Raw genomic sequence first — 13567 nt, 5'->3', positions numbered from 1 at the left:
ACTACTTGGTCCTGACTTTGGCAGCACGGACCGGCATTCTGCTTCCCCCAAACAATTGCCGGCAACCCGAATCCGGGCCAGCAGCTTTTAAATGGAAAAAACCACTATCGCAAACCAGGTATCGTTCTGGGCGCATGAAGGCGTACTTTACTGTCGGTTTGACGACATTAGCAAGATCGCACAATGCACCGCCCGCAACTATCAGCAATTCCTGCGGGTCATCCACGATCTATGCCGGGGGGTACCCATGCCGTTGGTCGTTGACCTCAGGCAAGCCCGGGGGACGTTGTCGGCAGATACGGCTAAGATACTCTCTGCAAGGTGCCAGCGCATTCCGCTGATACTTGGGGAAGCCTATGTGGTGCAATCCCTGTCCATCCGCCTGCTCGTTCAGTCATACGTGCGTCTTATCCACCGGAAAACACCCTCGGCCATCTGTACAAACATGCCGGACGCCAAACGATTCTGCGATTCGCTGGTAGCCGCCGCAAGCCAAAAATCCCGTACAAATGAAAGATGACCCCATGCAAATCCTGTTGGTAGACCACAACGAAATCGACCTGTATATCGCCCAGAGGAATCTGGATAGCGAGTTCCGGCAGGCGGAGATCCTTACATTCCTCGATACGGAAAAGGCCTTCGAATTTTTAAAAACACAGGTGCTACCGGATTCCCCGGAATACCGGTTTGTTCCGGACCTGATATTGGTGGAAATCAACATGCCGCAAATGAGCGGACCAGAATTCCTGAACTCCCTCTATGGTCTGAAAGGCGGGCTGTATAAAAAAAAGAGAGCCTATTTGACCCATGCCATGTATTCCGACCGGATGGGTCATCATGTCCCCGAGAATTGCGCGGGTTTTATCCAAAAACCGATCACCGTGGAGCGGATCAGGGAAATCCTGCAGGATTTATCCTCGGGTCCCCATTGACCAAAGCAAACGATATAAAAACAAATAGTTGATCTTGTTCCCCCGAACCTTAACAATAAACTGAGAATACTTTTATGAAGCGCATTGAATTAAACCGGGAGGGATATTATGACCGATGGAACCCGGACCACCTGAATGAACTCCACTCGCTGAATCAACTTGTGGAAGGTCAGGATTGCATCCTTCACGAGGACTCGCACATGCGATTGAAGGTCTTTGGCATGGAGCCCTATGAACGGATCCCCTTCCGCGTATTGCAGCATAAATTCACGCTGGTTTGCCTTACAGGAGGTACGGCAATTACGCGATCCTGCAAAGGGGCTATCGACCTGTTGATTTTTGAACGGGGAGAAACCGTAACCCGGTCCATTGAGAGTGCCGCAATGGTCAACGACCTGCAAAATATCGGGGAAGATCAGATGATCGTCGCGCTGATCGAATACCTGAGGCCTGTCACTTACGGGGAATGGGTGGATGGAGCTCGGATTTCGACGCCGTCTACCCCTGCCAAATAATCACTGCCGGGCATTCTCACCAGGAACATCATGCGCGTTAAGGCGCCTACGGTCCGGGTATAAAAACAGTGCGCTGCCCCCTTAATTTAGTTCGAGTGGCCGGCGGAGTCAACTCCCCCCGTCCGTAGTGGTCTCCTCTTCGGCGGTCTCAGGTTCCAGCACAAAATCCTGACGGCTAACATTTGCGGCGTCTATTTGTACTTCCACGGTATCGCTGGCGAGATATCCCCCCAGTTCGGCCACCACGGAATAGGTACCCGCTTCCAGGCCCATGACCGCATAGTGTCCATCGGGGTCGGAAAAAGCGGTGGTGTTCAGCGTATCCGCCGCAAAAATTGACAATTGAGCCCCTTCCAACCCCACAACAACGTCATCCTCCAGGGTGCCGACTTTCCCGGTAAGGGTCCCCGCAACGGACATATTGCTCGCTTTGACAACCGGCTTGAAATTAAAGCCATTGATCCCAGCTGGTGTTTCCGGATTTCCTTTGGCAATAAAAGAACGGCTGACGTCAAAATCCAGCAACAGGTCGGACGACAGCCCGCCGGTTACCACCAGGCCCGGTCTGATAAATACTTTGATTCCCGTTTCAGCCCCGCTGGGTACTTTCAGGTCGTATTGCGTCCCGTCCGTCAGGACAACATTGACCCCCTTAACGTAAACACGAATCAGGTCATACGTTCCCGCAGGAACATCAAGAGCAGCGAGTTCCCGGGTAACCCCGTTGACCAGGGTCAGCAAATTGACCTGGACTTCTTCCTCCATAAGGGTGATATAAGGGGGGCCTGCCATTTCCTCTGCCGGGGATTCACCGGCCTCCCCGGTTTGGGAATCACCGGGTTCATCCGTTTCGGCCAGGCGCGCATCCACTTTGAAAATGGTCACATTGGCTTCATCGACCAGTTCATAGGGAAAAGGGGCGTCCGTAAGGCGAACGGTGAGCCGACCCGAATCGGCATTTAGACCGGGGTCGTCGCTATCGGTACAAAAAGAAAAAGTCAGGGCGGCCAGAAAGATCGCAGCCAGGGTAAAAAATCGCATGTTCATGATTTCAGGGTTCTGGTTGTCAGCGGGTGAGACCCCTGCTGAACCTATTTGTGCCTTGAAATAACAAGATACCTCTGGTATACCCTACCCGAATAACCGTTTTTTCGATGAAATGCACCATTCCTGCCCAAATCCAGCCATACGGGTATTCCAAAAAGCCGGAAATAAAAACAGGGCCCCGATGGGGCCCTGTAGTATGGTGTCCGGTAAATATATTCCGGTTAGTCGGCGATGCGCACGTTAACGGCGCTGGGGCCTTTCTGGCCCTGCTCAACCTCGAAGTACACTTCGTCATTCTCGCGGATTTCCTCCTCGAGGCCTGAAGCGTGTACAAAGACATCTTTGCCTTCCACTCCTGTGATAAAGCCGTAACCTTTTGATTCGTTAAAAAACTTAACTGTTCCTTTTTGCATTGTAGTAATTGTTAATTGTTATTCAAGTAATGGGCAGGCCGTTGTTTTTGATGGCATACCCGGTAATCGTATTCATGTTCGTTGTGCAGGCCGCTTCCGAAGGCACTCCTATGGAGTTTCCATTTGGCGCGTACTACACGATAATTATTAAAAGGGGCAGCTGAGAGACGTAAACTGAGAGAAGTGGATTAAAATCTATTCCGGGTCAGAGAAAGGCTAAGGCAGATGCCTGATAATTATGGGGCGAAGGTACGAAGAATAATCGTCGGTTTAACATCGGGGTGGAAAAATTGATTTTTCCCGGCCTGCTTCTTCCGTGCGGGGCAAGGCACCCGGGCTTACTTCCATCGTTGCGAACGCAGCGCCACGGTGGCCTTCAGGATGTCCTTCTGGGATATCTGCCCCGCCAGCTTGCCATTTTCCACAATCGGGAAACGGCGTCTTTTGGCCTCCAAAAACTTTTTGGCGGCATCAAAAATATTCAGGTTGCCGTCAATAGTCTCCACATCCCGGACCATGCAATTGGAAACGCGGTTCTGTTCCGGGGGCATGTTGTAATAGCGACTGTCGCTGATGTGCTTGATGCAGTCGCCTTCCGACAGGATCCCGACGAGTTCCCGGTCTTCATTCACCACGGGGCCGCCGGATATTTTATGGCGGATCAACAAATCGATGACTTCTTCCACGTGCTGGTCCGGGTGGAAGGTAATCAGGTTGCGGGTCATATAATCCCGCACCCGCAGCGGCACTTTTTCTTCGGGTTGCTTTTCCCTCCGGCCTGTAAAACTCTTGATTCCCATAATTCCTGCTTTTTACCAATCCCTATTAAAGATACTGAATTTCAGGATACTAAACACGATTGTGTTTTCGGGCGATCGGTGTTTCACGTACAGATTTCACTCAGCGGAATCAGGAAAACCGGAGTTCCCTGGCTTTTTTCGCCCCCCTGATTGCATAGTGTCCCGGATGCACCCGCGATTCGTACACCTCAACATCCTTTTTCTGCTCCTCGCTGGAATACAGGAAATCAAAGACGTGGCTCCGGAGGTACGCGTGCTCGCCTGAAATCCAGTCTACCGGGTGCCAATCCCCATCCCATCCGGCCGGGTCTGCATCCCGGATGTCGGGGCCTTTATCGGCATCCCCTCCCCGGCCCCAAGTGGCAAACCGGCTCTTCAGTCGGTGGGGGATTTCATTGACCTTTTTCGACTTCAGGTATTCCCTGATCCGGATGCGCGCAACCTCCAAACGGGATTTTGCATTTTGGGGCCAGCCGTTTTTGAAGATTACCAGGTGCTCAAACTGGTAGATGTTATTGCTCCACCGCCTTTTGTAGTCCATGCCGCCAACACCCATTTCAAAAACGCGGAACCCGTTGGCGAGGCACCATTCCAGTTGTTTGTAGATTTCCACATGGCCCAGGCCGAATTTGGAATAGTCGATATCGTAGGAGGAAATACAACTGAACAGGATCCCGTTGAAGTGGTAATTCAGCGAAATTTCAATCGGTTCCCCGTCCACATAAATAACAAACAGGGAGGCCTTGTTCCGTCGGATTAAATCGTGGGAATTCGCCAGGATGTCCTTCCAGTTTTTCTCTTCCTTGTGCGATTCTTTCCGCTGGCCAAACCTCCGGTCTATCATGGTTTTCAACTCCTCCATAAGAGACTCGTAGTGGTCGGGGGCGAGGTCTTCCCCATGGGTTACGTACTCCGTCTTAAAACAGGCATCCAAACGTTTTACATACCGCCGGATAATACTTCGATATTTGGATTTGAATTGTTTTTGCAGGTAATCGTCTGCCGTGGCGCAGCCTTCCAGGTCTATCGAATAGCCCCAGTTTTGCTGCGGGATGCGTACCAGGGTATCCCCGGGGTCCTTCAGGTGGAATTGCATGTAGCCCGGCGCCAGCCTGAAGGAGCACACCTGCCCGGGCGGGCATGGGAGTTGGTCCAGTTCGCTTTGGGCATCGATGGGCACCTCCCCGAATTTCCCCACATGGGAAAATTTATCCGGGATCCGGCATTCGCGGAAAAGCGTTAGCAACAAACCGATTGGCGTTCTGACCATAATCCCTAAGCGATTTTTTGATTGAAGGATAATTGCAGGGTTTTATCGGGGGTACGGATAATAAAACTGTCTTCGGAACCTGCTTGCTCAAATACCTGCACCCCGGTTTGTGAAATTTTCTCCCGATGCAGGAACTGGTTGAAGGGACCCCGGAGCCGGGCATACCCCTCCTCCCCCGGGCAGACGGCCCGAAGGCATTCCGTCGGAGGCACCGCCCCGGCTGCATCGCTCCATGTATATTCTGTACTTTCGGAAACTGCTGGGGAATGGCCGTCCCGCTGTCGGCTCCTGAACCGGTATTTTGCATAGTAACCGTACAGTTTCTGAGCGTTGACCTTTTTCAGCCCGCGAATCAGGTAATACCTCAAATAGGGCCGGGCCGCATAAAGAACAGCCCTGGAAACCGACAGGAAGGTCCGCTTGCAGACAATGTGCTGTTGGTAGCGGTAGGTGTGGTTGATCAGCCGCTGCTTATGCCAGAAATTGCCGCGCCCCATATCGAATACGCAAATATTGTTTTTGAAACACCAGCGGAAATGTTCCATGGTATTGATATGGCCCACGTTGAATACTCCGTAGTCGATGTCAAAACAGCTATTCCAGTGCAGCATCAGGTCGCCAAAAATAAAATTCAGGGTGATATTGATCGGTTTCTTGCCGTCGTAGATAACAAACAACAGCGCCTTTTTTTCAAGGATCATCCGATACATGACTTCTTCGTAATACGCCAGGAAGGGAAGCTCGTAGTTGATCTCTTCCTTCTGCCGGAACCGCTTTTCGGTAAACTCCCTGAGGCATTCAAAGACAAACCGGTATTCCCGCTCGTCCATTTCGCCGTAATAGGCCACGTATCTGGGCGAAATACAGAGATCCAGTCGCTTTTTATACCGTCGGAGTTGAGAGTATCGCGCCTTCCCTACGTGGTTCCTCAGGTAGTCCTCCACATCCCCATACCTGGTGAGATCCACCAGATACCCTTCATACAAGGGCACTTTGAGGATTCGCAGGGAATTATCGCCCCCCGTATAGCGAGGGGAAAGGTAATCGGGCACGTCCACAAAGGTGGCGCCTTGTCTCATCGGCGCCTCTTCCGGGTTCGCGGCTTCCTCGTAGACGGTTTCCCCGGTAAAAGTATTCAGCACGCTGTCAAAGTAGCGTTGCCGGCTATCGGCCCGGAACAGGATATCCAAAAAGAATTTATACACTTCCATGGTTGCCTGGGTCGGTTAGTGTTGAACGACTAGGGTCTGGCTCTTATTTCTGCCCCGGATAAAAAACAGATCGTCCCGCTCTTTATGCGCGTATACCCGGAGATCTCTGTAGGCTTCCCGGGAGTAAAACAAGAAGCGATAAACCGGCTGTCTCAAGACCCGGTATTCCGGCTGGTTCTCAATATCGATTTCCCGGCCCAGTTTCTCAGGTTGGATTTCAGCCGGACCCCCTTCGATTACCCTGGAAGCGGCCCCTCCGGCATTTCGGGGCCCCGCAATTGTCTTGCGAAGCGATTTCACAAGCTTCCCGGCCGGGCGGTTCTTCAGCCAGCGGTACAGCCCGTACCGGATGCGGGACTTAAGTACGGACATGCGGGTTACGCCCCAGGCGACAGGTCTGGAGCGATCATAGATATAGCAATCCCGGCAAAAATAGCTGTCCCGGGTCCATTTCTTCTTATAGTATCCGTACCCTTTCAGCAGGTCGTACCTGTCAAAACCATTCGCGAACATCCACTGTATGCTCATGGCCATGTCTATGAAACCCAGGTGAAATTTTGAATAGTCGATGTCGTATCCGCTGATTATGTAATACGCCATCTTGTCCCTGAACATATTGATGCGGATACTGATGGGCTTATGGCCGTGATAGATCACAAACAGATGGGCCTTTTTATCGAGGATCATATCGCGCAGCACGGCCTGGAAATGACCCAGATGCTGCAACTCATAGTTCTCCTCCCCCTTCTCCCGGAACCTCCGGACCAGCAACCCCTCCAACACCTCAAAAAGCCGGTTGTACTCGTCCAATTCAATAGCGCCGAAGTAATCCCGGTATGCAATGTCAAAACAGGTTTCCAGCCGGTTCCTGTATCTTCTCAGGTTGGAGCGGCTCCTGGACCCGATCGCCTCCTGAAAATACGTTTCGGAATCGCCGTAGCGGGCTAAATCTACGTAGAACCCCTGGTGGGTGGTGACGGTTGCAAGCGCGACCTTCCCGGGAAGGCTTGTCCGGTCAATTTCGAAATACCCGGGAATATCCCTGATGAGCAGGGTTTCCCCCCTGCTTTTAAAACGCGCCCCGTCGAACCTGAGGAGGGATCGGTCGGCAGGCCGGGTGGCAAACCAGGGGTCTTTTTGTTCCAGGAAATCTTTCAGGAATATTTCTCTTTCCATCGGGCCTGGGATTTAATTAAAGGTGATAATCGCGGAGGCTTTCTCTCCCTTTATCAGGAAGTTACGCCCCTCGTCATTCATCCTGCTAATGGTGACCTCCCGAAATTTTTCCTTATTCCGGAACAGGAATTCGAGTACAGGCTTGCGCAGGAACCGGTGGTCTGTATGCAACGATTCCACCGGAAGGTGATCGGCCGGAAGGAGATCCGCCGGAAGGAGATCAGCGGGTTTCCGATCCTGTTCAACAGGCCGGATGACATAGGACTCCCGGTGCCGGTTAGAGGTGCTTCTGCTGAGGATTTTCTCCTTATAGGATATAAATTTATGGACCACAACATGGACGCCAAAACGCTTGAGGAACCGGACAGCAGCATAAACCGTTTTAATCTGCATCGCGGTAAACCAGGCCCGCAATACACCGGGGAGTGATTTTTTGGGAAAGATCACGGTTCGCTTGAAATAATATACCCCGTCGGTGAGCTTGTTTTTATATTCATACTGCCCTTTGAGGAGATCGAAGAGCTTAATCCCGTTATCAAATGCCCATTTCAGCAGCAGGTTAAACTCAAGGAATCCCAATGAAAACCTGGAGTAATCGGTGTCGAAGGACTTCAGGTAGCCGTAAATCACCTGGGAATGGACCAGGTTCACACTGAAGCTAATCGGCTGGTCTTCGTGCCATAGGACCGAGATACACGCCTGCTTCTTCAGGATCAGCGGGTAAAAGGATTCCCTGTACCGCTCCCAGTTTCTGAGATCCGAATTGTACGCCTGCTTCTGGTCGAACCGCCTTTCCAGCATTTCCCGGAATGCGGCAAATAGCGCGTCGTAGTCCGCCTTGGAAATGGAGCCGAAGAATATCTCATGCCGGACCTGCAGACAATGCCTCAGGCGCCTTTCGTGGCTCTTGAGGGTTGCGCGGCGTTTGCTGCTGACTTTGCGGCGGTAATATTCGTCAAAGTCGCGATAATCGGACAACCGGATATAGGACCCCTTATAGGAATCGATAGACACAACCCGGATATCCGAAGGGGTTTCAAGCCTGAAATATCCGGGCAGGTCGGAAAGCAAATAGCCCCCTGCCCGGCTTCCCGGGTTCTTCTCCCACCGCAATTCCTCCTTCAATTCCGTAAACGCATTTTCCAACCCCACGATGTAGGGCAAAGCCTCCCGATGCTCCAGGAAATCGTCTATAAAATCAATTCTAATCATTGCGCTGTCTTTTATACCGCCAACGGTCTCTCGAAATTATTTTTCCGGCAATCCCGCGATCCCTCAGAAACTGTTTCACCTGGTAAAAGAGCTGTAACAGACGCGCTTTTCCCATTCCGAACCAATCTCCTTTCCGGTAATAAATTCGATAGGCGTATCGGTAGGGGAAATCGGCCCATTTGGATTTATAATAAGACTCCCCTATCAGGAAGTCATAGGCTGCAATTTGGTTGTTATAACACCACTCCAGTTGCTTGAACATGGCTATATCCCCCAGGTTATAGGAGGAATAGGCAATGTCGTAGGTCTGCATATGGCTATAGATCATCGACCCGACATGAAAGTTAAGCGTCAGGGCAATCGGCTGGTTGGCTGAAAAAATCACAAAGAGCGAAGCATCTCCGGAACGGATCATCCGAAGGCTGGTGTCCTCGATAAAACTCCATCGTTCAAGATCCCGGTTGGCCATTCCCTTCTGCTGAAACCGCTGGGCCAGGAGCTGGCGGAATGCATTGAATAACCGTCTGTGTACCTCCCGGGGGATGGCACCGTGATACGTGGCAAAGGAAATGGGGTAATCCCGATTCAGCTTGTTTAGCTTGGCCCGAAGATTCTTGCGGTTCCGTTTGCTGAGTTGGTTGTTCAGGTAATCTTCCAGGTCCCTGTACCTGTTTAGGGCAATGAGCATTCCGCCATATTGCCGAACTTCGAGGTGTTTGAATTTCTCCCAGGCCGGATTTGCCTCCAACGCCAGGTAGTCCGGAATGTCTTTGACTACCACTACCCTGTCTGCTGCCACGGAATCCGGTTTGGCGGTGAAATGCCATTGCGCATCCAGCAGCGTATTGCGTACGCAAGGGTTGAATAGGGGAACCACACACCTGCGCAAATAGAGGTCAAAAACCAACTTTGCCTTACCTAATTCGCCATATGTGCTTGCAGTCCCGGTCATTTTTGGATTATTACGGAGATGCGAATGCAATTATTTTTTTCATTCCAAACGCAACCCGGTGGAACTTTTCATTCACCCGCCGGTCCCTGAGCCATTGCTTCAGGGAATAGTACGCACTCAGATATCCCGCCCACAACCGGCAATACAGCGAATGCGGATCGTACAGGATATGGTAATCGTAATGGTAGGCCTCATTGGCCCATTGCGCTTTGTACGAAAAATATCCCTTGGCGAAATCCAGCTTAGCTATCCCGTTCCTGAAACACCATTCCAGTAGGGCCATTATGCTGACCGTCCCCAACCGGTAGCTGGCATAGGCAATGTCAAAAGTCCGAAGCGTATCATAGGCGTGGGGGCCCTTCAGTAACAAGAGTGAAAACGCAATGGGTTGGTCCTTGTCATAAACCACCGACAGGGCCGCATGGTTGTCGTTCAGCATCGCAAAGGCGGCATCCTTGTAAAAGCGCCATTCGTGTTCAAAAAGATTATTGTTTACCGTTTGTTTCTGCTCGAATCGCTTCCGGAGCAGCGCGTGGAAGCGGTCAAAAAGCAAATCAAAATCCGCCCGATCCATGGGCCCGGTATGCGTTTGGTAGGAAATATCGAAATCCGCTTCGAGTTTCCTGCGGTATCTCCGGAACTTATTCCGCGTTTTCCCGCTCAGATGCGCGGCCATGTACTGGTCCAGGCTTTCGTATTTTTCCAGGTTGCATAGGAAGCCCGGGTACTGCCTCGATTTTTTCAAACGCAGTTTGCCGGAGGCCTCTGGTGACGGCCAATTGGAAGGGACATCGTAAATCAGGAACACCTTCCGGCGGGGTTGCTGCACGCCGTGGTTTTCCAACCGGTATGCCATGGCTTTACTATCCCGGCCGCAACAATTGACATACAAGGGCTTCCCGGGCTTTTTGACGAATTTCAGGCCCCTGATAAACCCAAAATCAAATACCTGCTCCCCCTTGTGAAAATGGGAAAGCCAGACATGGGTGTATGTAGACGTCAAAAACGGATTGGTGTTCACCGACATGTTTGGAATAAATTTCAAGGTGTCTTTGTTGCCAGTTGTTGATCTGTCACAATTTCCCGGATATCGGCGGCCAGCATCCGGGTGAATTCCCTGGCGCTTTCAGAAGCCAGGTGGGAGCCGTCATAGGTTTCCATCCCGTCAAAACCCTTCGAATAATTCAGATAGGGAATGCCATGCAGCCCGGCAATACGATCCATGTGCCCGTCAAATCCGTTCCACGTCTGGTTTTCCAGTTCGATGATATCCGGATCGGCCGGTAGCCGCACCAGGAGCACAGTCCCATGGCCTTTGAGGTATTCGATGGTTTTCTCCAGATATTCCTTTCTGTGATCCCGGACGGCTTCCGTCCGGATTTTCCGGTTGTAAAAACTGAGGTTCTGGGCTTTCCAGAAAGCGATATCCTTTTTTGTGATCTCCTGCTCCCCGCTTTGCATGCGGACTTCATTCCACCCGTCTTCATGGGTTGTCAGGTTTTCCCAGGCTGTGAGCGTGTGCAGGGAGTTGTAGAGCGCCTGCCCGTAGCAGTTCATAATGTAGTCGTAATTGGGTTGGGTTGTGAAGTTCCCGGTCTTGCCCATGATGGTGTGCTCATCCATTTTGACCAGCTCCCGATCTCCCGCCTTTTTGGGAGCGGTAAATGATCCCGGCGTCACGGACAGGATATACAGCCCGTTTTTCACATTGGCGGGCACCTTCTTCCGAATGGCCTTCAGGTAGACCTCCCCGTAATAGGATTGGTTGGACGCGAAGTTTACAAAAGGGGCTGCAAAGTCAGCCGGCCTGAGCTCCTCCCGGAGGAGGGAGGGGTCGATGCCCTGGTCTGCGCGGGACAGTCCGAGGACCAGGCTTCCGCCCGGTTGAGTAAATTTGGGGTAATACATATCCACATAACCCTGCGACAATTTATGGACCAGTAGCAGGTATGTTGCAGACAACACAAAACTGAATAGCAATAACTTACCAAGAAATCGGATCATGCTGCCTAGAATTGAAAATAGATAAAGGAATTCTGCCTGTTAATCGCAAAGAGCGTAATGACCAGAATATAGCCCAGGTAGATGCCCCACCTCCGATACACCGGCTTGTTCTCAATCAATTCGTAGATCCGGCTGTTTCCCTTAAAGAAATGCACCGTCTGCGCAAAGAGGATCAGCGTAAAGCTCAAAAAGAACTCAAAGTAATTCCCCAGGATATTCACATGCCAGTTGGTTACCCGGAGCATTTGCCCGAAATAGATAAATGCTTCTTCCAGGGAAGGGGCCCGGAAAAAGACCAGGGTGAGCATCATATAGCCCATCACGGCAACGTAGCCGGCAGCAGAGATGGCCTTGCGAGGCAATCCCAGGGACCGGAACAGCCGGGTCCGCCACCGGGCCGTACCTAATTCCACCACCAGGAAGAGCGCGTTCAGCATACTCCACATCACAAATGACCAGCTGGCGCCGTGCCACAGGCCGTTGAAGAAAAAGACCAGGAGAACGGCGGCAATACGGGGCCACCCCAGGTTCTTGACCAGTGGCCGGTAGAGGTAATCCATCATCCAGCGCATAAAGGAAATATGCCACCGCCTCCAGAATTGGGCGGAGGACGTGGAAAAGAATGGCCGGTTGAAATTCTGCATCAGATCGATGCCCATGGTTTTGGCCGCGCCGATGGCGATGGAGGTGTAACCGGCAAAATCGTAGTAAATCTGGAAGCCAAAGAAAAATGCCGCCACCAAAAGCGGAAGGCCGTGGTGGTTTTCAGGATCCGAATACGCTTCATCCACATAGATTCCCAACCGGTCGGCGATCACTACTTTCAGGAAAAATCCCCAGGCCATCATCACCAGGCCCTGCCTCAGGTTCTCCAGATTCAGACCGATGCGCTTTTTTAATTGCGGGAGCAGCCGGGAGGCTCTTTCGATTGGCCCGGCCACCAACTGCGGGAAGAAGGCCACATAAAGGGCAAATTTACCCAGGTGCTTCTCGGGGTTGGTCGCGCCCCGATACACATCGATGGTATAGCTCATGGTCTGGAACGTGTAGAACGAGATCCCGACAGGCAGGAGGATTTGCCCGATGCTATATGAGACGGTTTCGGCTTCAACCGGGGAGCCCGCCCCGGAAAAATGCAGGATCTCCCGGATATTCTCCGTGATAAAGGACAAATATTTGAATGCGATCAGCATTCCCGCATTGACCAGTATACTGATTACCAGGTACATCTTCTTTCGCCAGGAGCCCGTCCTGGCGATTTGCAGGGCGCAGAAATAGTCCACCACCGTGGAAATCAGCAAAAGGATGACCAGCCAGGGCTCATGGGCCATGTAGAAGAAATAACTCCCCAGCAAAAGCCAAAGCCAGCGGTAGGCAAAGGGGATCAGGTAATACCCGGCCACCATTACCGGCAGGAAAAGCAAAAACTCAAAAGAGTTGAAAAGCATGGCCCGTTTTGGTCAAAAATCAATGGTAAACATATTAGTATCGCGCAGGAATGCCTTATTATTTTGTTCAATGGTCAAAATAATTGGTGAATTTTCTGTCAGCGGGCTCGTGAAACGGGAATACGCTGTTGAAGTTTCGGCCTCCAGCGCCCTGATAGCCGATGATATATGCAGCTGGTCGACGCTTGTATACAAATAACTCCAAGAGGTGCTGAGGGATCGTTTTGATGGAATAGCGGCTGGAAATGCTTAAACAAACCGGAGTGTACCGGGGCCGGGCGATGCGGTTGGAATGGCGGGATGGGTGATTTCCTAGCCGGGATTACTCGCTGCGCTCGTGATCCGGACCAATTGACAAAGCCAACGATTTGGCTTTGGAATGAGGGGCCAGGCGATGCGGCGGCAAAGGACCTGCAATACCAAAAACCCACTATGCGTTCGCATAGTCTGGTTTTTCATTCCCAACCCCTTACAAAAGTGGGGTTTCAATCATCTGAGAAGGGATTACTCGCTGCGCTCGTGATCCGGACCGATTGACAAAGCCAACGATTTGGCTTTGGAATGAGGGGCCAGGCGATGCGGCGGCA

14 protein-coding genes are annotated in these 13567 nt (G+C 51.7%); 3 read left to right on the top strand and 11 right to left on the bottom strand.

Annotation, left to right across the window (positions count from 1 at the left end; all coding sequences use genetic code 11):
• Nucleotides 1–91 precede the first annotated feature (91 nt).
• The 3 genes from AC3DKS_RS01540 to AC3DKS_RS01530 all read left to right on the top strand — a co-directional run bounded on the left by AC3DKS_RS01540 (nucleotide 92) and on the right by AC3DKS_RS01530 (nucleotide 1447).
• Nucleotides 92–520: a DUF7793 family protein gene (locus tag AC3DKS_RS01540; protein WP_272607216.1), complete on the top strand. Its 429-nt coding sequence runs from the start codon at nucleotides 92–94 to the stop codon at nucleotides 518–520.
• Entirely contained in the window at nucleotides 510–932 is a 423-nt protein-coding gene (locus AC3DKS_RS01535) for a response regulator (RefSeq protein ID WP_272607215.1), read from the top strand. The genes AC3DKS_RS01540 and AC3DKS_RS01535 overlap by 11 nt, the downstream gene beginning before the upstream one ends.
• Before the next feature lie 74 nt (nucleotides 933–1006).
• Nucleotides 1007–1447: a hypothetical protein gene (locus AC3DKS_RS01530; protein WP_272607214.1), complete on the top strand. Its 441-nt coding sequence runs from the start codon at nucleotides 1007–1009 to the stop codon at nucleotides 1445–1447.
• A gap of 108 nt (nucleotides 1448–1555) precedes the next feature.
• Here AC3DKS_RS01530 and AC3DKS_RS01525 read toward each other — a convergent pair whose 3' ends face one another.
• The 11 genes from AC3DKS_RS01525 to AC3DKS_RS01475 form a co-directional block, all read right to left on the bottom strand.
• On the bottom strand, nucleotides 1556–2494 hold the full coding sequence (locus tag AC3DKS_RS01525) for a DUF4382 domain-containing protein (RefSeq protein ID WP_015754794.1): 939 nt from the start codon (nucleotides 2492–2494) through the stop codon (nucleotides 1556–1558).
• A gap of 221 nt (nucleotides 2495–2715) precedes the next feature.
• Complete coding sequence (locus tag AC3DKS_RS01520) at nucleotides 2716–2907, bottom strand: cold-shock protein (RefSeq protein WP_015754793.1); 192 nt, start codon at nucleotides 2905–2907, stop codon at nucleotides 2716–2718.
• Between the two features lie 338 nt (nucleotides 2908–3245).
• Nucleotides 3246–3707, bottom strand: a complete 462-nt coding sequence (locus AC3DKS_RS01515) for a CBS domain-containing protein (protein ID WP_015754791.1) — start codon at nucleotides 3705–3707, stop codon at nucleotides 3246–3248.
• Between the two features lie 109 nt (nucleotides 3708–3816).
• Nucleotides 3817–4977: a GNAT family N-acetyltransferase gene (locus tag AC3DKS_RS01510; RefSeq protein WP_272607213.1), complete on the bottom strand. Its 1161-nt coding sequence runs from the start codon at nucleotides 4975–4977 to the stop codon at nucleotides 3817–3819.
• Between the two features lie 5 nt (nucleotides 4978–4982).
• Nucleotides 4983–6188 (bottom strand): GNAT family N-acetyltransferase, encoded by a 1206-nt coding sequence (locus tag AC3DKS_RS01505; RefSeq protein WP_272607212.1) that lies wholly within the window; start codon nucleotides 6186–6188, stop codon nucleotides 4983–4985.
• Nucleotides 6189–6203: 15 nt separating this feature from the next.
• Entirely contained in the window at nucleotides 6204–7364 is a 1161-nt protein-coding gene (locus AC3DKS_RS01500) for a GNAT family N-acetyltransferase (RefSeq protein ID WP_272607211.1), read from the bottom strand.
• Between the two features lie 12 nt (nucleotides 7365–7376).
• A complete protein-coding gene (locus tag AC3DKS_RS01495; RefSeq protein WP_272607210.1) occupies nucleotides 7377–8576 on the bottom strand; it encodes a GNAT family N-acetyltransferase in 1200 nt (399 codons plus the stop codon).
• A complete protein-coding gene (locus AC3DKS_RS01490; RefSeq protein ID WP_272607209.1) occupies nucleotides 8569–9528 on the bottom strand; it encodes a GNAT family N-acetyltransferase in 960 nt (319 codons plus the stop codon). The genes AC3DKS_RS01495 and AC3DKS_RS01490 overlap by 8 nt, the downstream gene beginning before the upstream one ends.
• Nucleotides 9529–9538: 10 nt before the next feature.
• Nucleotides 9539–10573, bottom strand: coding sequence for a GNAT family N-acetyltransferase (locus AC3DKS_RS01485; RefSeq protein ID WP_474731476.1), 1035 nt, complete (start codon nucleotides 10571–10573; stop codon nucleotides 9539–9541).
• Entirely contained in the window at nucleotides 10570–11532 is a 963-nt protein-coding gene (locus tag AC3DKS_RS01480) for a hypothetical protein (protein ID WP_272607207.1), read from the bottom strand. Before AC3DKS_RS01480 ends, AC3DKS_RS01485 begins: the two co-directional genes overlap by 4 nt.
• Nucleotides 11533–11537: 5 nt before the next feature.
• Complete coding sequence (locus AC3DKS_RS01475) at nucleotides 11538–12980, bottom strand: MBOAT family O-acyltransferase (protein WP_272607206.1); 1443 nt, start codon at nucleotides 12978–12980, stop codon at nucleotides 11538–11540.
• Between the last annotated feature and the right edge of the window lie 587 nt (nucleotides 12981–13567).

Source organism: Robiginitalea sp. (assembly GCF_982776155.1).
Note: the sequence above shows the minus strand (reverse complement) of the source record. Positions and strands in the feature narration are given on the sequence as shown.